This window comes from Dactylosporangium sp. NPDC051087, from assembly GCF_055586325.1.
Genome location: NZ_JBVJIJ010000006.1, coordinates 212,443 through 232,383 on the forward strand (window position 1 = coordinate 212,443; position 19,941 = coordinate 232,383).

Annotated in this window: 15 protein-coding genes and 1 pseudogene; 6 read left to right on the forward strand and 10 right to left on the reverse strand. The window is 73.8% G+C overall.

Features of this window, described 5'->3' with window-relative positions:
- Positions 1-32 precede the first annotated feature (32 nt).
- The 3 genes from ACZ6TV_RS13965 to ACZ6TV_RS13975 form a co-directional block, all read right to left on the reverse strand.
- Positions 33-986 (reverse strand): cyclase family protein, encoded by a 954-nt coding sequence (locus tag ACZ6TV_RS13965; protein ID WP_465297526.1) that lies wholly within the window; start codon positions 984-986, stop codon positions 33-35.
- 80 nt (positions 987-1,066) lie between these two features.
- Positions 1,067-1,693, reverse strand: coding sequence for a hypothetical protein (locus ACZ6TV_RS13970; RefSeq protein WP_465297527.1), 627 nt, complete (start codon positions 1,691-1,693; stop codon positions 1,067-1,069).
- Between the two features lie 4 nt (positions 1,694-1,697).
- Positions 1,698-2,510 carry a hypothetical protein gene (locus ACZ6TV_RS13975; protein WP_465297528.1) on the reverse strand — a complete coding sequence of 271 codons (813 nt, stop codon included), beginning with the start codon at positions 2,508-2,510 and terminating at the stop codon, positions 1,698-1,700.
- Positions 2,511-2,581: 71 nt separating this feature from the next.
- Between ACZ6TV_RS13975 and ACZ6TV_RS13980 the strand changes: the two are divergent.
- Positions 2,582-2,779 (forward strand): annotated as a pseudogene (locus ACZ6TV_RS13980) (VOC family protein); the annotation flags it as partial.
- A 9-nt stretch (positions 2,780-2,788) separates the two neighbouring features.
- Here the strand turns inward: ACZ6TV_RS13980 and ACZ6TV_RS13985 are convergent.
- Both ACZ6TV_RS13985 and ACZ6TV_RS13990 read right to left on the reverse strand, forming a co-directional pair.
- Complete coding sequence (locus ACZ6TV_RS13985; protein ID WP_465297529.1) at positions 2,789-3,352, reverse strand: DUF3515 family protein; 564 nt, start codon at positions 3,350-3,352, stop codon at positions 2,789-2,791.
- Positions 3,353-3,406: 54 nt separating this feature from the next.
- Positions 3,407-5,695: a putative bifunctional diguanylate cyclase/phosphodiesterase gene (locus ACZ6TV_RS13990; RefSeq protein ID WP_465297530.1), complete on the reverse strand. Its 2,289-nt coding sequence runs from the start codon at positions 5,693-5,695 to the stop codon at positions 3,407-3,409.
- Between the two features lie 151 nt (positions 5,696-5,846).
- Between ACZ6TV_RS13990 and ACZ6TV_RS13995 the strand changes: the two genes are divergently transcribed.
- Both ACZ6TV_RS13995 and ACZ6TV_RS14000 read left to right on the forward strand, forming a co-directional pair.
- Positions 5,847-6,788, forward strand: a complete 942-nt coding sequence (locus tag ACZ6TV_RS13995) for a helix-turn-helix domain-containing protein (protein WP_465297531.1) — start codon at positions 5,847-5,849, stop codon at positions 6,786-6,788.
- An 81-nt stretch (positions 6,789-6,869) separates the two neighbouring features.
- A complete protein-coding gene (locus ACZ6TV_RS14000) occupies positions 6,870-9,599 on the forward strand; it encodes an AAA family ATPase (protein WP_465297532.1) in 2,730 nt (909 codons plus the stop codon).
- Between the two features lie 15 nt (positions 9,600-9,614).
- On the opposite strand, the gene ACZ6TV_RS14005 is transcribed toward ACZ6TV_RS14000, so the two are convergent.
- Positions 9,615-10,496 (reverse strand): TIGR04222 domain-containing membrane protein, encoded by an 882-nt coding sequence (locus tag ACZ6TV_RS14005; protein WP_465297533.1) that lies wholly within the window; start codon positions 10,494-10,496, stop codon positions 9,615-9,617.
- Between the two features lie 279 nt (positions 10,497-10,775).
- Here ACZ6TV_RS14005 and ACZ6TV_RS14010 point away from each other — a divergent pair, with 279 nt between their 5' ends.
- On the forward strand, positions 10,776-12,260 hold the full coding sequence (locus ACZ6TV_RS14010) for a S8 family serine peptidase (RefSeq protein ID WP_465297534.1): 1,485 nt from the start codon (positions 10,776-10,778) through the stop codon (positions 12,258-12,260).
- A 55-nt stretch (positions 12,261-12,315) separates the two neighbouring features.
- Here ACZ6TV_RS14010 and ACZ6TV_RS14015 read toward each other — a convergent pair whose 3' ends face one another.
- From ACZ6TV_RS14015 to ACZ6TV_RS14025, 3 genes are read right to left on the reverse strand one after another with little or no spacing between them, the layout of a single operon-like run.
- Positions 12,316-12,945, reverse strand: a complete 630-nt coding sequence (locus tag ACZ6TV_RS14015; RefSeq protein WP_465297535.1) for a class I SAM-dependent methyltransferase — start codon at positions 12,943-12,945, stop codon at positions 12,316-12,318.
- A 14-nt stretch (positions 12,946-12,959) separates the two neighbouring features.
- A complete protein-coding gene (locus tag ACZ6TV_RS14020) occupies positions 12,960-13,658 on the reverse strand; it encodes a class I SAM-dependent methyltransferase (RefSeq protein WP_465297536.1) in 699 nt (232 codons plus the stop codon).
- A gap of 25 nt (positions 13,659-13,683) precedes the next feature.
- Complete coding sequence (locus ACZ6TV_RS14025; protein WP_465297537.1) at positions 13,684-16,089, reverse strand: hypothetical protein; 2,406 nt, start codon at positions 16,087-16,089, stop codon at positions 13,684-13,686.
- A gap of 159 nt (positions 16,090-16,248) precedes the next feature.
- Here ACZ6TV_RS14025 and ACZ6TV_RS14030 point away from each other — a divergent pair, with 159 nt between their 5' ends.
- Together ACZ6TV_RS14030 and ACZ6TV_RS14035 are read left to right on the forward strand one after the other, a co-directional pair.
- Complete coding sequence (locus ACZ6TV_RS14030) at positions 16,249-17,220, forward strand: glycosyltransferase family 2 protein (protein WP_465297685.1); 972 nt, start codon at positions 16,249-16,251, stop codon at positions 17,218-17,220.
- A gap of 79 nt (positions 17,221-17,299) precedes the next feature.
- The gene (locus tag ACZ6TV_RS14035) at positions 17,300-18,421 is read left to right on the forward strand and encodes a serine hydrolase domain-containing protein (protein ID WP_465297538.1); all 1,122 of its coding nucleotides are present in this window, start codon (positions 17,300-17,302) and stop codon (positions 18,419-18,421) included.
- Positions 18,422-18,455: 34 nt separating this feature from the next.
- On the opposite strand, the gene ACZ6TV_RS14040 is transcribed toward ACZ6TV_RS14035, so the two are convergent.
- On the reverse strand, positions 18,456-19,916 hold the full coding sequence (locus tag ACZ6TV_RS14040; RefSeq protein WP_465297539.1) for a glutamate synthase subunit beta: 1,461 nt from the start codon (positions 19,914-19,916) through the stop codon (positions 18,456-18,458).
- Positions 19,917-19,941 lie beyond the last annotated feature (25 nt).

The following is a 19,941-nucleotide window of genomic DNA, read 5'->3' on the forward strand; positions in this document are numbered from 1 at the left end:
GTCGCCACGGTCGGAACCTTGCCAGAACGTGGTCAGAACGTGGCGATCGGGTTGACCGGGCTGCCCGACGTGCCGGCGAAGCGGACCGGGGCGACCGTGAGATGGAAGTCCCACTGGCCGAGCCCGGCGGCCGTCGTCGCGCACGCCTCCAGGTCGCAGTTGTCCAGCAGCCACAGGCCCATCGCGACGAGACCGACGGTGTGGACCGGCATCAGCACGTCGTCGTACCCGGACGGCTGCACCTCCTGCGGGGTGTCGGCGCCGATCAGGGCCACCTGCCGTTCGTGCAGCCACGGCAGGCAGGACGCGTGCCAGCCGGCCTGCGTGACACCGCCGGCCGGGCCGGTCTCGTGCCGGGCGCGGCCACGGCCGGTCCGCAGCAGCACCGCGTCGCCGGGCCGCACCCGCACACCCTGGCGGCGCTCGGCCTCCTCGAGATCTTCGGGGAACACGCCCTGCCCCGGCTCCAGCCACGGCACGTCGCGGACCGTCGCGGTGTCCAGCAGGACGCCACGGGTGACGATGCCGTTCGCCGCCGCCGTGACCGCCGCCCACGCCGACCCCGTTTCGGCGTCGACCAGCGAGTGCGGCCGTCCGTTGTACATCGAACCGTCCCAGAAGATGTGGCACGGCGAGTCGACGTGGGTGAGGGTGTTGCCGTGGAACGTCAGGCCGAGCCGCTCGGTCGAGAAGCCCCAGCGCCGGTCGTTGTGGAAGGCGGCCGGCATGTGCTCCGCGCCGGGCATGTCGGCGGCGCACGGGCACGCCGTCGTCGAGCGCTCCAGCTCGTCCGGGACGGCGATCTCCCACGCGCACGACACGCTCCGGCCGTGGCGCACCGCCCGCGCGGCGGCCAGCCGGACGTCGTCGGTGATGTGGTTCAGCGTCCCGAGCTGGTCGTCGTCGCCCCAGCGTCCCCAGTTGGACAACGTGTCGAAGTATCCGAGGACGTCATCCTGCGTCGGTACCGGTCGCCGCGCCGCCATCCAGAACCGACTCCTCCGGTCGCGCGGTCCGGGACACCGCGGGTGGACCTGACCGTACCGCGGACGCACCGCAGCTGTGCTCAGGCGACCTCGACGGCGAGGAACGCGCGGGCGGCCGCTGCGCCCGCGGCCGCGTCCCACCTGTCGCCGATGACCGCCCTGACCAGCTCGACGGTCACGTCCGCGTCCGCCGCGATCAGCGCCTCGACGGCGGCCGGGTCCGGTGCCGCGCCCTTGCCGCCGCCCTGGACGAACTCGGTGATGAGCTCGGCACAGTGCGCGTCGTCGGTGGCGGGCATCCCGACGGAGTCGAAGCCGTCGTACAGGTCGTAGGCGGCGCGTCGCCAACCGCCGTCGAAGCCGTACACGAAGCCGAGCCGCTCACCGCCGGCGATGACCCGCCGCGCGTGCGGAGCCCACCAGTCCGGCGCCCCGGCGAGCAGGTCGGTCTCCGGCTCGCCGAACATCTCGGCGAACGGACCGTAGTGCGTCTCGGAGTACTCGTGGTCGTTGCCGACCATGACCACCCGGCCGCCGCCGACGTGATGGAGCTCGGCCCAGTTGCCGCCCCAGTCGTCGTAATGCCACAGCGGACCGTCGGCGAAGGAACCCCGCCGGTCGCTGCCCTGCGCACCGCAGATGGCGGCGAACGCGGCGAGCCGGCCACGCATCTGGGCGGGCGGGCACAGATCGACCGTCACGAGCATGGGTTCACGGTACGCGCTGCGTCGCGTCGCGGAACGCCAGCCCGGCCGTGTCCATCGCGGCGCGCAGGTTCCGCAGCGCGTACGGCCCGACGCCGTGCAGCGCCCGCACCTCGGCCTCGCTGAGGTCGGCGACCTGTTCGAGGCGGAGCACACCGTGCGCGGTGAGCGCCCGGGTCGCGGCGGCGCCCAGGTGCGGCAGCGGGGTGCCCGGCTCAGGTTCCGGCCGGTCGGGCGCCGCCCGGGGATGCCCCTCGTGCTCCAGGACGGCGGCGCCCCGCGCCGAGAGCCGGTAGCCGATGTCGAGCGACTCGGTCAGGCCGCGCTCCTTGAGCTTGCGCACGTTCTGCTTGAACGGTGCGGTCTCGCGACCCATCCGTTGCGCGAGGTCGGGTGCCCGGGTGGCCGGCAGCTCGTCGATGAGCAGGAGCGTCGCCCGGGTCCAGGGCCCGGTCGGCGAGGCCCGGTCGAGCCGGTCGAGCCACTCGACGAGCGTGCCGATCTCCGCACCGTCGGGCACCGCTTCCCGCAGCGCGTGCCGCGGGTCGGCGCCCGCGTACCGCAACCCGATCCGGTACACGGGTCGCTCGGGGTGGACGCGGTCCAGACCCTGCCGGAGCGCGGCCAGCGACGCCGCGCCGGCCCGCCGGGCGTCCGCGGCGGTCAGCCTGCTCACCGGCACCCGGTCGACGGACGTGATCTCGACCAGCCCGACGGCCGTGCGCATCCTCGTGCCGACCTTGACCCGGGGCCGGTCCCACCGGCGGAACGCCACGTCGACGTCGCCGGCCCGGATCGCCGCCAGTTCTGCGGGACGCATCTGCATTGCTGTAGTTCAGCACACGGTGGAGGCGCTCAGGCGGATCCCACGGCGATCAGCCCGTTGCGCCGGAAGGTCATCATCTGGCGTTCATGGCCGACCCGGCGACCTTCGACGCCGTGCTGGCCCGCCTCGTCGAAGGTGGCGTGCCGTTCGGCAACGACCCGGCCACCCCGGACAACGGCCGGTTCGACCATCCGCTGTGCGCCCGCGGCGTCTACTTCCGCGACGCATCCGGGAACCTCTACGAGGTCATGACATCCGAATAGGCGCGCACGCTATCCGCTGCTCGGGCCCGGCACCGGCCGGCAACCGTTGGGTATCGCTTCGGATCGGGTCAGGGCGTCCCGTACGGCGCCGGCGAGGGCCTCGATGTACTGGCCCTGCGACGAGTAGCGGTCCGGCACGGAGACGCTGACGGCGATGTCCCGGTCGACGGTGGTCCAGGTCGTCGACCTTCCCGCCGGCCGCGTCGCCCAGCACGTGCCGGAAACCAGGTACACCATGTCGGTCCGCGCCAGGGCCTGCCTGGGCGCGTCGCAGCGCACGAGGATCGGCGGCGCACCGAACGCCGCGGCGAACCGGTCGACGGGTGCGGCGACGGGGCGGCGCGCCGCCTCGAGGAGGTTCCCCGGCAGGCGGCCGACCAGCGCCTCGCACGGCGCGGCCCGCCCGGCGGCGGGCGGTGCGACGGACACCGGCAACGCGTCCGTGGGGACCGGGCCGCTCCCACCCGCCGGCTGCGGGCGGCTCACCAGCCACAACGTGACCCCGGTGGCGACCGCCGCCGGCACGGCGACGGCGGTGGCGATCGCGTAGGGCAGCCTGCTCGTGCGCTCCATGTGAACCTTCCCGGCACCACCGTCGACGGCACGGCGACGCGGGTCATCCTACGATCAGGCCGGGGCGACCGCGTTGTGCTGGGCGGCGAGGAGGTCGCGCAGCGCGGCGGCCGGCATCGGGCGGGCCAGGTGGTAGCCCTGGCCGAGGGTGTAGCCGAGCTCGGTCAGGCGGTGGGCCTGGTCGGCGTTCTCGATGCCCTCGGCGACCGTGTCCAGCCCGAGGGCCAGGGCGAGCTGCATGACCGCCCGGGCCACCGCCTGGCGGGCGTCGGCGGCGGGGGAGCCCGGCGGGTCGAGTTCGATGCCGTCGACGAAGGACTTGTCGAGCTTGATGATGGCGGCCGGGAAGGCGCGGAGCAGGCTGAGGGACGACTCGCCGGTGCCGAAGTCGTCGAGGGCCAGGCGGACGCCGAGGGCGTGCAGCTGGTGCAGGGCGCGGGAGACCTGCGGGCCGCGCAGGACCGCGGACTCCGTCAGTTCCAGCACGAGGCGGTCGGCGGGCAGCCCGGAGTCGGCGAGGGCGGCCTGGACGTCGGCGACGAAGTCGGGGTCGTGCAGCTGGCGGGCGGAGACGTTCGGGCCCATCTTCTGCAGGGCGTCGGGGCCGAACTCGGCGAGCCAGCGGGCCGCCTGGCGGCAGGTCTCGCGCAGGACCCAGCGGCCGAGGGGGACGATCAGGCCGGTGCTCTCGGCGGCGGGGATGAACTCGGCCGGGGAGATCATGCCGCGGGTCGGGTGCTGCCAGCGGACCAGGGCCTCGACGCCGACGACGCGGCCGGTGTGCAGGGCCATGATGGGCTGGTAGTGGATGGTGAACTCGCCGGCGTCGAGGGCGCGGCGCAGTTCGCCGCCGAGCTGGGCGTGGTTGGCGACGGGCTGGGCCATGCCGTCGTGGTAGCGGACCCAGTTGCCCTTACCACGCTGTTTCGCGGCGTACATGGCGATGTCGGCGTCGCGCAGGAGCCGGTCCAGCGGGGTGCCGGCGGGTGAGGTCGCGATGCCGATGCTGGCGTGGACCAGCAGGCGGTGCGCGCTGAGCGGGGCGGTGAAGGCGTCCAGGATCCGTTGCGCGATCGTCTCGCCGAGAGCGGTCGGCTCGGTCACGAGGACGGCGAACTCGTCGCCGCCGAGGCGGACGGGCAGGCCGTCGGTGCCGCTCTCCCGGCCGAGCACCTCGGCGAGGGCGATGAGCAGGTCGTCGCCGACGTCGTGGCCGAGCGAGTCGTTGATGGTCTTGAAGTCGTCGAGGTCGACGAGGAGCACCGTCGCGTCGCCCCGGGTCAGCTGCGCGCCGAGACGCTGGCGGAACAGGGCGCGGTTGGCCAGGCCCGTCAGGCCGTCGTGGGTGGCCTCGTGCTCGAGGCGTTCCTGCGATGCGCGTTTGTCGGCGAGCAGGCGGGCGTTCTCCCGGAAGGCGACGAACTGGCGGACGGTGACGAGCCCCGTCACCAGTACCGACGCGGCGATGACGAACTTGTCGGGCCAGGACGGCTCGCCGGGGATGACGGCGATGAGCGGCACGTCGACGGCCGCGACGGCGAGATAGGGCAGCCACGCACCGGCGCGGCTGGGGCGGGCCGCGTCGGGCGCCCACTGCCGCCGGACCGCCAGGGCGCCGAGCGCCGCCGCGAGCGGCATGACCACCGCGTGCGCCGGCACCGAACCGGGGTCGCCGCCGTGCACCAGCAGCAGCGCGACGACGGCGCCGGCCAGGCCGGTCGAGCCGACCAGGCGCAGCGCCGACCGGTCGATCGGACCGCCCCGCACGTAGGCGACCTTGGTGATGCCGCCGGCCGCGAGCACGAACGACATGCCGAGCAGCGTGATGGCCTGGGTCGACCACTGCTGCGTCGAGGTGATCATCGGGGCGAGCCCGAAGTGGAACAGGACGGTGCCGCTGCCGAGGAACGCGATCGAACGGTCCAGCCACTGCCGCCAGCGTTCGCCGGCGCTGGTGACGCCGAGCGGGACCCGTACCATCGCCCACATCGCGGCGAGGAAGCCGATCCCCGCCAGGACGGCCGCCGCGATCGGCAGCGGCGGCAGGACGGACGTGTCGCGGAACCCGGCGACCGCGAGGACGGCGAAGCCGAGGCCGACACTGCCGAACGCGACGAGCAGCAGCCGCCAGAACCGGCGGGCCGGGCGGCTGAGCGGGGCGCGCCGCAGCAGGTCGAGGACCGCCGCCGCGGCCGCCGCCGACGCGAGCGGCAGCGGCAGGTACGCCACGGTCGCCGGGCCGACGCCGGTGGCCAGCCACAGCACGTACCACAGGGCGCCGGCGACCGTGATGCCGAGCGTGGCCACGACGTAGCGCCTCGGGGCACGGCTGTCAGCGGTCACGAAGGGCACGATCGACCGGCCGGGCGCGCGGCTGAAGGAGCGAACCGCGCCGCCACCGAACGGCAACCGGCCGCCGCGGTTGTGCACTGTGGGACCACGACGTGCACGCACAGCCCCACGACGGCGTGCGGACCGGCCGTAGATTGTCGGCGTGCTGGTGCTCGACACGCAGTCCATGCCCGCGGGCGAGCGGGCCGAGGCCTTCCAGTCCACGGTCAGCTTCAACTGCTCGTCGAGCATGGCCTCGTTCGAGGACCCCGGCGCGATCCACGCGCGGATGACGGTGTCGGACCTCGGCCCGGCGAAGGTGTTCAACATCGACGCGACGGGCACCACCCTGCACCGCACGCCACGGATCGCCCGGTCGTCGGACGAGACCTCGATCGTCCTCGCGCTGCCCGTGCGCACCGACAACCACATGTCGTGGGCGCGGGAGGAGCGGCTGTTCGGGCCGCGCGACCTCATCCTCGTCGACCTTTCGCTGCCGTACGTGTACGGCTGGAAAGGCGCCGGCGCCTCCTACGCCGTGCACGCCGACGTGGACCACCTGGGGCTGCCCCGGGACATGATCCACGCCGCGGCCCGCGAGCTGCGCGGCAGCCCGCTCTACGACCTCGTCCGCGGGCACGTCGCCCGGGTGACGGCGGACGCGGAGACGATCGCCGGCGGCGCCGCCGCGCACGAGGTCGGCGCCGCGTCCGCGGAGCTGATGCGGGCCCTCGTCATGTCCGCCGCCGGCGACGACCGCCGGCAGCGGGAGGCGATGGACTCCTCCCTGCGGGCGAGGGTCGAGGCGTACATCGGCAGGCACCTGCGCGACCCGGACCTGACGCCGGCCCGCATCGCCGCCGCGAACGCCATCTCCGTGCGGGCGCTGTACAAGCTGTACGAGGGGCAGAGCCTCGAACAGCCGATCATCGAGCGGCGGCTGCGGGGCGCGCGGGCCGACCTGACCGCGCCGCGGATGCGGTACACGTCGATCGCCGCGGTCGCCCGGGCGTGGGGCTTCTCCAATCCGAGCTTCTTCACCAGCCGCTTCCGGACCGCGTTCGGGGTCACGCCCCGCCAGCTCGTCGCGACCCGGGCGGACTGAGCGCACGTTCGTGCACGGAGGCGGCAGAACTGTGCGCCCGCAGCACATTCCGGCCGCCGCGGCGGTGCGACATTGGCTCCCGTGACGGATGCGGTGATGCACGGACGCGCCCCCGAGCTCGCCACGGTCGCGCGGCTGCTGGCCGACGCCGGGGCGGGCAAGGGCGCCGCGCTGGTCGTGCGCGGGCACGCCGGGATCGGCAAGACGATGCTGCTGACCGCGGCCCGGCGCGCCGCCGCCGACGCGGGCATGACGGTGCTGCAGGCCAACGGTGCCGAGGCGGAGGCGGCGCTGCCGTTCGCCGGACTGCACCAGCTGCTCGCACCGTTGCTGGGCACCCTGCCGGCGCTGACCCCGCAGCTGCGCCGCACCCTGCGCGGCGCCTTCGGCGAGGTGGACGCCCGCCCCGACCTGTTCTCCGTGGGGCCGGCGGTGCTGGAGCTGCTCGGCGAGCACGCCGCCGGCACCCCGCTGCTCATCCTGGCCGAGGACGCGCACTGGCTCGACCCGGAAACCCTCGAGGTGCTCGTCTTCGTGGCCCGGCGGCTGCGGGCCGAGCCGATCGCGGCGATCCTGGCGGTGCGGGCCGCGCACACCGAGGTGCTCGCTCGCACCGGGCTGCGGCAGGTGTACCTCGGTGAGCTCGACGACGACGCCGCACGCAGGGTGCTGAACGACCACGCGCCAGGGTTGCCGCCGGGACCGCGGGACCGGATCCTCCGGGAAGCGGCCGGCAACCCGCTCGCGCTCGTCGAACTGCCCCGGCTCGTCGGATCCGGCGCCGACGCGGGCCTGCCGGAGCTGCTGCCGCTCAACGAACGCCTGGAGTCGGCGTTCAGCGACCGGTTCGCGCAGCTGCCCGCCGCGACCCGGGCGGTCCTCGCCGTCCTCGCCGCCGACGACAGCTGCCCGCTGCCGGCGCTCCTGACCGTCGCGGCGGCCCTGACCGCCGCGCAGGTCACCGCGGCGGCGATCCAGCCGGCGATCGACGCGGGCCTGCTGCAGGTCCAGGCGCAGCGGCTGCGCTTCCGGCACCCGCTCGTGCGGTCCGCGGTGTACCGCACGGCCGGCGCCATCGCCCGGCTCACCGTCCACGCCGCGCTCGCCGAAGCCCTCGGCGACGGCCCCGGCGGCCCCGACCGGCGCGCCTGGCACCGCAGTGCCGCGACGCTCGGACCGGACGAGGCCGTCAGCGGCGACCTGGAGGCCGCGGCCGGACGGGCCGTCGAACGCGGTGCGCTCGGGGCCGCCGTCACCGGACTGGACCGGGCCGCGGAGCTCACCGGCGACCCGGCCCGCCGCTCCTCACTGCTGCTGCGCGCCGCGGACCTCGCCGTGCAGCTGCACGACCGCGGCGTCGTGTCCCGGCTGCTGGCCAAGACCGACCCCGCCCAGGGCGGCGCCGCCGACCGGGCCCGGCTCGCGCTGCTCCGCGACGTCGTCGAACCCGGCGACGTCCGCGACCCCGCGAGGGTCGAGGCGCTGTGCGACCTCGCCCTGGACGCCCGCGCCGCGGGCGCCGCCGACGTGGCCGCGGCCCTGTGCTGGCGGGCCGCCGCCCGCAGCTGGTGGGCGTGGCTGCCGCCGGAGACCGGGGCACAGATCACCAGGGTCCTCGGGAAGCTGGACCTGCCCGACGACGACCCACGGTCGCTGGCGATCGTCGCGTACGCCCAGCCGGACGTCTCCGGCCCGGACGTGCTGCGGCAGCTGGCCACGCTCGTGCCGGACCGCAGCGACCTCGACGGCATGTGGCACCTCGCCGAGGCCGCCCTCGTCCTCGGCGACTTCGTCACCGCGTCCTCGTTCCTGTCCACCGTCGCCGCCGGGTACCGGGCCCAGGGCTGGGCCGCCCTCCTCGCGCAGACCCTCGCCGCCGCGGGGTTCGTCCGGCTCTGGCTCGGCTCGTGGGCGGCGGTCCGCGCGGACACCGACGAGGCCGAAGCCCTCGCCGAGGAGACCGGCGAGCAGCTGTGGGCCGTCTCCGCCCGGGCCGCCCGCGCCCTGCACGAGGCCATGGCCGGCAACAGCGGCACCGCGACCGCCCTCGCCGACGCGGTCCTCGCCAGCCCGCACGTCGCCGGGGTCCGCTTCGCCGCCGAGACCGCCCAGCACGCCCGCGGGATCGCCGCGAACGCCGCCGGCCGCCACGACGAGGCCCTCGACATCCTCCTGCGCGTGTACGACCCCGCGGACCCCGTGCACCATCTGGAGCTCGCCGGGTGGGCGCTGCCGGACCTCGCCGACGCCGCCGTCCGCTCCGGCCGCCGCCACGACGCCGACCCGATCGTCGCGGCCTTCCGCGCGCGGGCCGGACACTGCCCGTCGCCGATGCTGCAACGCTGCCTCGCCTACGCCGACGCCGTCCTCGACGCCGACTTCGACCGGGCCCTCGCCATGGACCTCAGCGCCTGGCCCCTGCACCGCGCCCGCCTGCAACTGGCGTACGGCTCCTGGCTGCGCCGCCGCAAACGCGTCTTCGACTCCCGGGTGCCGTTGCGCGCCGCCCGCGACGGCTTCGACGCCCTCGGCGCGCGGGCCTGGGGCAGGCTCGCCCGGGAGGAGCTGCGCGCGTCCGGCGAGGAGAGCGCCGGCCGCACCGCCCGCTCCGGCGACCGCCTCACGGCCCAGGAGCTGCAGACGGCGATCCTCGCCGCGGCCGGCCTGAGCAACCGCGAGATCGGCCAGCGGCTGTTCGTGTCGCACCGCACCGTCAGCTCACACCTGTACCGCATCTACCCGAAACTCGGCATCACCGGCCGCGTCCAACTCCGCGCCGCCCTCGACGCCCTCCCCGCGCACGACACCTGACCGGTTGCCGGCCGGTCAGCCGCTGCTGCAGCTGGACTCGTCGCTGTACGGGACACCGCGGTCGCCCCGGTAGCCGCCACGGCCCGTGACGCGTTGCTCCGGCAGGTTCGCGGCCCGGGCGAAGGCCGGGTCGGCGGTCCACAGGACGGCGGTGCCGAAGAGCCCGACGGCGAGCGTGGCGGCGGCCGGGCCGTTGGTGGTCAGCGACGGGTTGTGCCGGGGCGCGAGGGCGTCGTGCCGGCAGCGCAGGTCGTCGACCACCCGGTCGCCGCCGCGGGTGCGGATCCGCGTCATGGCGGCCATCACGATGCCGGTGATCAGCGCGACCAGTCCGCTGACCAGCGTCAGCAGGGCGACCACGAAGGTGGACAGCTCGGGGGTGTCGCCGGTGGGCAGGTTCAGCGCGAAGCGCGCCGCGCCGAACACCGCCAGCACGAACAGCGGCACCGTGGCCAGCCGCATCGCCAGGCGCCGCCCCGGCGGCAGCAGCGCACCCTGCCCGCGGAGCTGATCGCCGATGCGGTCGAGCACGGCACGGACGGCGGGGCTGGACGGCAGCCCGCGGACCGCCATGCCGCCCCGGGCCGCGTGATGGACGGCGACGGCCAGCTCACCGCCGCCGTGTGGCAGCTGCCCGCCCGTGTAGATGACGTCGCCGGACGCCTGGACGCTGCCGGTACTGCGCAGCGCCGCGACCGCCGCGTACAGCGCCTGCAGCGGACCGCCGGTCAGGTAGGCCACGAACTCGGGACCCGGCTCCCGGTCCGGACCCGGACCACCGCCGCCGCGGAGCACCACCCGTAGCGCCACCGCGACGAGCCACGCGAACAGCACGACGACCACGAACGTGATCAGTTCCCGCGCACCGCCGAGCTCGCGGGGATCCAGGCTCGCCATGCCGCCGAGGATAGGTCCGCGCCGCCACCACCGCGCTCGAGGAGCGGCTCGGTTGCCCGGTCGGTTGCGGGACGGGTGCGGCGGAGCAGGCGCCGGATGACATCGCGTCGGGTCATCGGGTGGAACGGGTGGACCGGCGGCCCAAGGTGGGTCACGGGCAGTGACTTACCGGCTGCCTCGGGTCATCGTAGATCTTGCGCCGCACCACTCAGCGGCGGGAACGGAGATCCCATGCCTAGATACGCTTCACGGCGGCGGGCTGCGGCAGGACGCCGGATCGTGGCGGCCGTCGCGGCCGCGGCCGCGGTGACCGCCGGGCTCGGTGCGGCCGCAGGACCCACGACGCGACAGCAGGTCGGTGACGGCGGTTGGGCCGCGGGGGCCTGGCTCGGCGGCAGCACCGGCAGCGGCGGCACGACGCTCGCCGCGGTCCGCCAGTCCATCAACGCCTCCACCGGCGCGGCGGCGTCCCTGACCGGGGCCGGCGTCGGCGTCGCGCTCATCGACACGGGTGTCGCCCCGGTCGCTGGCCTGCCGGCGTCGCAGATCGTCAACGGGCCCGACCTGTCGTTCGAGTCGCAGGACCCGGACCTGCGGTACCTCGACACGTACGGGCACGGCACCCACATGGCCGGCATCATCGTCGGCAACGACCCGACGACCGGCACGGTCGGCATCGCGCCGAAGGCGAAGCTGACCTCGATCAAGGTCGGCACGGCCAACGGCGCGGTCGACGTGTCGCAGATCATCGCGGCGATCGACTGGGTCGTCGCGCACCGCAACGACGACCCGGCGAACCCGATCCGCGTCATCAACCTGTCCTACGGCACGGGCGGCACCCCGAACTCGTGGACCGACCCGGTGCAGTTCGCGGTCGAGCAGGCGTGGCTGAAGGGCATCGTCGTCGTGGCCGCCGCCGGCAACGACGGCAACAACGACATCGTCGTCAGCGACCCCGCCAGCGACCCGGCCGTCATCGCCGTCGCCGCCAGCTCCACGAAGGGTACGGCCAACGCGGCCGACGACGACTTCGCCTCGTTCACGACCATCGGCGGCAGCAACCGCAGCGTCGACTTCGTCGCTCCCGGCGAGTCGATCGTCTCGCTCACCGTCCCGGGCTCCAACGTCGACCTGACCTACCCGTCGGCGAAGGTCGGCACCACCCTGCTGCGCGGCAGCGGCAGCTCGCAGGCCGCCGCGGTCACGTCGGCGTCGGTCGCCCTGCTCCTGCAGGCCCGCCCGACCCTGACCCCGGACCAGGTCAAGACCGTCCTGAACACGTCGGCCAGCTTCGTCTCCGGCCTGGCGATGACCCGCAACATCAAGGCCCTCAACCTCAACGCGGCCCTGGCGTCGCAGAACACGTACGCGACCGGCTGGAACCGGTCGACCGGCAACGGCAAGCTCGACGACGCCCGCGGCTCCAGCCGCGTGGTCCGCGACAACGTCCCGCTCAGCGGCGACAACTCGGTCTGGGGCCCCTTCAGCCCGGCCGCGTGGGCGCCGCGCAGCGCCGCGGTGACCAGCTGGTCCGGCGGCACCTGGATGGGCTCCCGCCTGGCCGGCGACGGCTGGACGGGCACCTCGTGGGCCTCGAAGACGTGGGCCCCGGCGACCTGGACCACCAAGCCGTGGACCGGCGCCTCGACGTGGACCGACCCGGACTGGGAAGGCCACTACTGGTCGGGTCACTACTGGTCCGGGCACTACTGGTCCGGCCACTACTGGTCCAGCGACGACTGGGCGACCGGTTCCTGGTCCTGACAACAGCCGCAACCGCGCCGGGTCACCCTCAGGTGGCCCGGCGCTGGCGGGTGGCTCAGGCCTTGCGCGCGGCGTTGATCGGCGCCGTCATCCGCATCGCGTAGAAGCTGGACGGGATCCGGGTCATGCCGGTCCACACCTCGCCCTTGACCTCGCCGAACGCCTCACGGGCGAGAGCGTCGAAGGCCTCCGGCTCGCGGACGTACTCGCCGCGGTCGTTCTTCGACATCCAGCGCGACACCGCGCCCTGGGACGGCTCGTAGCAGGTGTCGACCGTGACGACCATGCCGCCGGGGGCGAGGGCGCGGGCGGCGAGGTGCAGCAGGTCGCGGGACTGCTCGTCGGACAGGTGGTGCAGCAGGCCCAGCAGGAGCACCTTGTCGATCGGGGGGAGGACCGCGAGGTGCTCCTCGGTGAAGACCGCGCAGTGGAACTCGGCCCGGTCGCCCCAGCGGCCCTTGGCGTAGTCGATGTACTTCTGGGAGGTGTCGAAGCCGTAGTACCGCACGTCGCCGAGGCGCTCGTAGTAGTACGCCGGGCCGCAGCCCACGTCGAGGATCGCGTCGCCGGGCTTGGCCTCGATCGCCTCGAGGCACTTGTACCGCAGCCGGTCGGCGCCGAGGGTCTTCTGCAGCGCCACGTACATCTGCACGTTGCCGAGCAGGTCCTTGGCCTTGTCGAGCATGTCGGGGTTCCCTTTCAGATGCGGGTCGCGCGGAGGACCAGCGAGACGCCAGGCAGGGACTGCACCGGCAGATACCGCTCCGTCTTGATGATCGTGGTCAGGGTCGCGTTGAGCAGACCGCCGACGTCGTCGAGGTCGCTGGTGGTGGCGCGGCGCCGGCGCCATGCGGCGGCCGGGCGCATGAGCACGTTCCAGCTCCACAGCCGGTCGATGCGCAGGCCCGCCTTCTCGATCACGGCGGTGAGGGTGTCGCGGGTGTACCGGCGCACGTGCCCGACGGCGACGTCATGGGCCGACCAGAGCCGCATGTCGCACGGCACCGCGATCAGGGCCGTGCCACCGGGGCGCAGGACCCGCTGGATGTCACCGGCCGCCAGGTCGTCCTCCTCGATGTGCTCGAGGATGTCGAAGGCGAGGACGAGGTCGATCGAGCCGGTCGCGAACGGCAGGTGCCGGGCGTCGGCCCGGATCGCCGCCAGCCCGCGCTCGGCCGCCGCCTGGGCGCCCTCCTCGCCGTACTCCAGGGCGACCGGGTGCCACCCGTGCGCCTTGAGCACGCGGCTGTTGCCGCCGCCGGCCGCGCCGATGTCCAGCGCCACGCCGGGCTTTGCGTCCAGCTTGCGCAGCTCGCGCGCGAGCAGCGCCCGGCGCTCCCGATACCACCAGTGGCGGTCCTCGAGTGCGACCAGCTTACGGACTTCGGTGGCTTCCACCGCGTCTCCCCGCCTTCTCCGCCGTTCAGCGGTTGATCTCGTACACGGCGCTGGTCCCGGACCGGAACCGCAGCGTTGCGAACCTGGACAGATCCGGGCCCACGGCGCCCCGGGCCTCGTCGACGAACAGCCAGGTGACGCCGTACCGGTCGCGCAGGCGGCCGACCGTCTCCGCGGACGGCGTGGCGAAGGCGGCGTCGTTGTCGGCGAGCAGCTGCGCGTCCCAGAACGGGGCGAACCACAGCGGCACACCGGCCTTGTCCGCCTCCAGGTAGGCGCTGCTGACGTAGCCCCAGCCCTCGACGAGCATCCGGCGCTCGCTGACCGCGGCCAGCGAGAAGTGCCGGTTGTCGCACGGGTTGCCGGGCTTCGGGTCAGGGTCCCACAGACAGTGCACGTTCGTCGCGACGAGCGCGTCCGGGTCGGAGTGGTCCCGCAGCCAGAACCCGACGGTGACCGAGTCGCGCGGGAACATCGCGCCCTCGCCGGTCTTGTCGGTCGCGTACAGGTAGGAGCGGTCCGGCGGCCGCCGCCAGCCCTGCGTCTCTCCGGTGTGGACCATGAGCCGCAGCAGGTCCCCGGTCGACGGCAGGGTGGTGCCGAGGCCGAGGACGATGAGCATCGCGACCGCCGTCCGCCGCCCGACCAGGCCGCGGCGCACTGCGACGACCAGCGCGGCACCGGCGAGCAGGAGTCCCGCGACGAGGACGCCGTACGGGTACACCAGCACCCAAGCGAGGTGCCGGTAGCCGTGGCCGGCGTGCGGGATGTACGGGCCGCCCTTGAGCCGGGTCACGTAGACGGCCAGGACGCCGGCGACGGCGGCGCCGAGCAGCAGCAGCCCGGTGCGGCGGGTGACGCGCTCGTCCAGCAGATGCGCGAGCCCCACGACGACGGCGATCGTCAGGTACGGCCGGGCCGAGCTGATGAAGTAGCCCTGCGCCCCGCCGACGTGCCCGAGCAGCAGGAACATCGCCAGCCCGACCGCGCCGAGGCTCAGCAGCAGCGACACCCCCGGCTCGAGGAAGCGGCGCTTGCGGGCGAGCACGCCGATGCCGCCCCAGATGATCAGCCAGCACAGGACGTTGAGCGCCGCGATGAGCGCGACCCGCCGCAGCGGCGCGGTGGCGTTGGAGTAGCCGGTGTCGTTGGCGACGGAGGCGGAGAACATCCGTTCGGCGGACAGCGGGTCGAGGCTCAGCCCGAGGTTCGCGCCGCGGTACAGCACGAGCTGTGCGAACAGGAAACCGATGCCGGCCAGACCGGTCGCGATGACCGCGGGGCGGTCCAGGCGCCGGTTGACGAGCAGCCGCACGACGATCACGCCGAGCAGGGCCGCGACGAGCATCGGCAGCAGGGTCGCCTTCGCGCCGGTCAGCGTCGCGAGCAGCACCGACAGCAGCACCCAGCGGGGCAGCTCGGCCCGCCACGGCCGGTCGGTGCGCAGCAGGTCGAGCAGGACCAGCATCGCGGCGGCGAAGAGCGTGATGCCGAACGTCTGGGTCGGGCTGGTCCAGGTCACCATCGTGAAGACGGAGCCGTCGTCGAACGCGGAGAAGCCGAACCAGCTGTCGCGCAGCCGCCACTCGTACGGGTTGGGGCTCAGCGCGAAGAACGTCGCCGCCGGTGCGAGCGCCGCCGCCCACCAGCGGCCGGTGAGCAGCCGGGCGACCGCCCCGATCAGCACGACGAACGCGGCGATCATGGGCAGCAGCGACAGCCGGTTGAGCAGGACCACGGGCTGCACGCCCGTCACCCAGCTCGTCGCGGCCATCTCCGCGTAGACGAACCAGTGGTACAGCATCGGCTCGCCGGCCACCCACGGCGTCACCGGCGGCATGTGGTGCCGCGCGTCGCCGATGATCGCCAGGTGGAACGCCGGGTCGGGGTCGTAGACGCCGTTGAACGGCCAGTTGACCAGGTGCGCCTGGAAGCCGCGGGTGGCCCGGAAGAGCAGCACGCCGAGGATGCCGGTGAGCGCCCACGACAGCCACCAGGGGGCGCGGTCCGCCGGGTCGGTGCTGCCCGCCCAGTGCCGCCGCAGCGACGGTACGGCCAGGCAGACGCCGATCGTGACGACCGGGAACAGCAGCACCAGCAGCGGCGCGCCGGCCGCGCGGGCCGCGATGTAGGTGAGCGTCTCCAGCGCGTAGCCGAGCGCGGCGCCCGCGGCGACGTCGCCGGCGAACCAGCCGGCCCTGCCGCGCAGGGCGCGCCAGACGAGCGTGCCGGGCAGCACCACCCCGGCGCAGATGTACAGGGCGAAGAGTCCGCTCGCGGGCAGCGGGACGTCGTAGATCCGCAACCCGGCCGCGGTGACCATGGCGAGCAGGACCGCGGGGAGCCAGCTCAGCAGGCGGCTCAGCGGCCGGACGGGGGCGCCGGTGGCTTCGGCCGGCCGCTCGTCCGTCTCTTGTGCAGCGATGGTCATTGTTCGGGTGACTCCGCTCTACGTTTTGTTCCGCGGCAGCCTACCGTTACCTTGCGGGGAGGTGTGAGGTCCCTCCGAGTCGGTTTCACGTGTAATGTCGCGGCTCAGTGCCGTCCGAGCGGAGAGTGACCCATGCCGTTGCTGTCAGTTGTCGTGCCGATGTACAACGAGCAGGATGCGCTGCCCCTGCTGGTTGAGCGTCTGCGGCCGGTGTTGGATGCCGTCACTGACAGTTATGAAGTTGTCGCGGTGAACGACGGCAGTGTCGACGCCACCGGCTCGATCCTGCATCTCATGCGCACCAACTGGCCGCAACTGCGCGTGATCACGTTCAGCCGCAACTGCGGGCACCAGGCCGCTCTCACCGCCGGGCTGCACCGCGCCCACGGCGACTACGTGGTCAGCATCGACGCCGACCTGCAGGACCCGCCGGAGAAGATCGGCGAGATGCTCACCCTGGCCCGCACCGAGCACCTCGACGTCGTCTACGGCGTCCGCAACGACCGCCGCACCGACACCGTCGCCAAGCGGGCCACCGCCGGCATGTATTACGGCCTGATGCGCCGCATGGTCGGCAACCGGGTCCCCGCGCACGGCGGCGACTTCCGCCTGATCAGCCGCAAGGCCGTCGAGACGCTGCGCAGCCTGCCCGAGCCCGCGCCGGTGTATCGGCTGCTCATCCCGTGGCTCGGCCTGCCCAGCGGCGAGGTGCTCTACTCGCGCGAGAAGCGGGTCGCCGGCAGCACCAAGTATCCGTTCGGCAAGATGGTCCGCCTGGCGATGGACAGCATCACCAGCTTCTCTGCCCTGCCGCTGCGCCTCGCGACCTGGCTGGGCAGCGTCGGCTTCGTGCTGTGCACGCTGCTCGCCGTGTCGACGCTGGTGGCCTTCATCGGCGGCGTCACCGTCCCCGGCTGGACCTCGCTGTCCCTGGCCATCATGTTCATCGGCGCGGTGCAGTTGCTGTGCCTCGGCCTGATGGGCGAGTACATCAGCCGCATCTACACCACGGTCCAGGGCCGCCCCGCGTATTTCATCGGCTCCGACACCGCGATGACGGACACGGTCACGGACCCGGTGACCGAGCCGTCGATCCCCGCGCCGCGCGGACCGGGCCAGCTGATCCGGTAGCCGCCCGGCGAAATCGCGTTGTCCCGCCGGCGCACCCCCGCACACAATCGGCTCGTCCGATCTACCGGGGGGAGTCGCCGTGGCCGGCGGGGACGTGTGTGGGTTCGTGCGGGACGACATGGCGGGCGTGCGCGAGGCGTTCGAGCAGAACTTCGCCGAGGGCGCCGAGGTGGGGGCGTCCTTCTGCGCCACCGTCGGCGGGGAGACCGTCGCCGACCTGTGGGGCGGGCACGCGGACGCGGCACGCACCCGGGTCTGGGAGTCCGGCACGATCGTCAACGTCTACTCGACGACGAAGACGGTGGCGGCGCTGACCGCGCTGCTGGTCGCCGACCGCGGCGAGCTCGACTTCGCCGCGCCGGTCGCCCGGTACTGGCCGCAGTTCGCGGCCGGCGGCAAGGACCAGGTCACGGTCGCGCAGGTGATGAGCCACTCCTCGGGACTGTCGGGGTGGCGGGAGCCGCTGCGGCCCGAGGACCTGTACGACTGGGAGAAGGCGACCGGGCTGCTGGCGGCGCAGGAGCCGTTCTGGAAACCGGGCACCGCCTCCGGCTACCACGCGGTCACGCAGGGGTTCCTGATCGGTGAGGTGGTCCGGCGGATCACCGGCCGGTCGCTGGGCACCGTGTTCCGCGAGGAGATCGCCGGGCCGCTCGGCGCCGACATCCACATCGGCCTGCCCGAGTCGGAGGAGCCCCGGGTCGCCGAGCTGGTCCCGCCCGACGTGGAGGCGTTCTCCGGCGACGTGACCGAGCTGCAGGACAACGCGGCGCACAACCCGCGGCTGGACACGACCGTGACCAACTCGCGGGCGTGGCGCGCCGCCGAGATCGCCGCCGGCGGCGGCACGGGCAACGCGCGCGGCATGGCGCTGGTGCACACGATCCTCGCCAACGGCGGGGTCGCCCAGGGCCGCCGCTTCCTGTCCGAGGCGACCTGCCGCAGCGCCCTGGAGGTCCAGGTCGAGGGCCCGGACCTGATCCTCGGCATGCCGATCCGCTTCGGGCTCGGCTTCGCCGTCGGCGGCGACTTCATGCCCAACCCGAACACGCTGTACTGGGGCGGTGCCGGCGGCTCGCTGACCATCATCGACCTGGACGCGCACGCGACCTACGCCTACGCCATGAACAAGATGGGCGGCGGCCTCGCCGACATGCGCGCGCTCGGGCCCATCGCCGCCGCGTGGGCGGCGATGGGTTGAGCCGGTCAGCCGAGCGGCGACCGGTGGAGCGGGGTCAGGCGAGCGGCCGCGACGCCGGGGTGATCGGGGCGGGGAGGTTGCCGCCGCCCTTGAGGTACTGGTGGACGGCCGCCGCCGCCGAGCGGCCCTCCGCGATCGCCCACACGATCAGCGACGGTCCGCGGCGGGCGTCGCCGGCCACGAAGATGCCCGGCGCCGACGTCTGCCACTCGGTGTCCGTGTCGATGGTGCCCCGGCCGTTGCGGGTCAGCTCGACCTGCTCCAGGTGCGGGCCGGCCTGCGTGCCCGCGAACCCGATCGCCAGCAGCGCCAGGTCGGCCGGGATCTCCCGGATGGTGCCCTCGACCTCGGTCAGGGTGAAGCCCGGGCCGAGGACGACGTCGACAAGCTCGACGGCCTTCAGCGCGCCCTGGTCGTCGCCGATGAAGCGGCGGATCGCGCAGCCGTAGTTGCGCTCGCCGCCCTCCTCGTGCGCGGAGCCGCTGCGCAGCATGATCGGCCAGGTCGGCCACGGGTTGCGGCTGCCGTCGCGCTGCGGCGGGGGCAGCGGGGCGACCTCGACGAGCTGCACGCTCGCCGCGCCCTGCCGGTGCGCGGTGCCCAGGCAGTCCGCGGCGGTGTCGCCGCCACCGACGACGATGACGTGCCGGCCGGCCGCGGTGATCGGCGGCGCGTCCAGCTTGCCGGCGACGACCTTGTTCGCGCCCTCCAGGTAGACCATCGCCTGGTGGATCCCGGACAGCTCGCGGCCGGGGGTCTCCGGGACGTCACGGGCGTCGAGCGCGCCGCAGGCGAGGACGACCGCGTCGTGCCGGCGGCGCAGCTCGGCGAGGGAGACGTCCTCCCCGACGTTGCAGTTGGTGACAAACGTCACGCCCTCTGCCTCCATCTGGGCCAGCCGCGCGTCGATGTGATGCTTTTCGAACTTGAAGTCCGGAATGCCGTAGCGGAGCAGGCCGCCGGGGGCGTCGCTGCGCTCGTACACCGTGGTCGCGTGGCCGGCGCGGGCCAGCTGCTGCGCCGCGGCCAGGCCCGCGGGGCCGGAGCCCACCACGGCCACGCTCTTGCCCGACAGGGTCACCACCGGGAACGGCTTCAGCGGCCCGTCGTCGGTCGCCCGGTTGATGATCTCGACCTCGACCTGCTTGATCGTGACCGGGTCGTCACCGATGCCCAGGACGCAGGCCGCCTCGCACGGCGCCGGGCACAACCGGCCCGTGAACTCGGGGAAGTTGTTCGTCGCGTGCAGCGTGTCGGCGGCGCGGTCCCAGTCGCCGGTGCGCACCAGGTCGTTCCAGTCGGGGATCAGGTTCCCCAGGGGGCAGCCGTTGTGGCAGTACGGGACACCGCAGCTCATGCACCGGCTGGCCTGCTCGTGGATCAGCTGGCCGTCGGCGCGCTGATACACGTCGCGCCAGTCGGCGACCCGCTCGGGCACCGGGCGCAGCAGCGGCAGTTGACGACCGTACTTCATGAAGCCCATAGGATCGGGCACAGCTGACCTCCACCGTTACCTGGCG

What these genes read in the sequence shown, in the direction of transcription:
- ACZ6TV_RS13970 (WP_465297527.1), bottom strand. Translation starts at nt 1,693, where the DNA reads ATGCTCGTGACGGTCGATCTGTGCCCGCCCGCCCAGATGCGTGGCCGG.
- ACZ6TV_RS14015 (WP_465297535.1), bottom strand. Translation starts at nt 12,945, where the DNA reads ATGCTCGACAAGGCCAAGGACCTGCTCGGCAACGTGCAGATGTACGTG.
- ACZ6TV_RS13985 (WP_465297529.1), bottom strand. Translation starts at nt 3,352, where the DNA reads ATGGAGCGCACGAGCAGGCTGCCCTACGCGATCGCCACCGCCGTCGCC.
- ACZ6TV_RS14025 (WP_465297537.1), bottom strand. Translation starts at nt 16,089, where the DNA reads ATGACCATCGCTGCACAAGAGACGGACGAGCGGCCGGCCGAAGCCACC.
- ACZ6TV_RS13975 (WP_465297528.1), bottom strand. Translation starts at nt 2,510, where the DNA reads ATGCGTCCCGCAGAACTGGCGGCGATCCGGGCCGGCGACGTCGACGTG.
- ACZ6TV_RS14030 (WP_465297685.1), top strand. Translation starts at nt 16,249, where the DNA reads ATGTACAACGAGCAGGATGCGCTGCCCCTGCTGGTTGAGCGTCTGCGG.
- ACZ6TV_RS13965 (WP_465297526.1), bottom strand. Translation starts at nt 986, where the DNA reads ATGGCGGCGCGGCGACCGGTACCGACGCAGGATGACGTCCTCGGATAC.
- ACZ6TV_RS14005 (WP_465297533.1), bottom strand. Translation starts at nt 10,496, where the DNA reads ATGGCGAGCCTGGATCCCCGCGAGCTCGGCGGTGCGCGGGAACTGATC.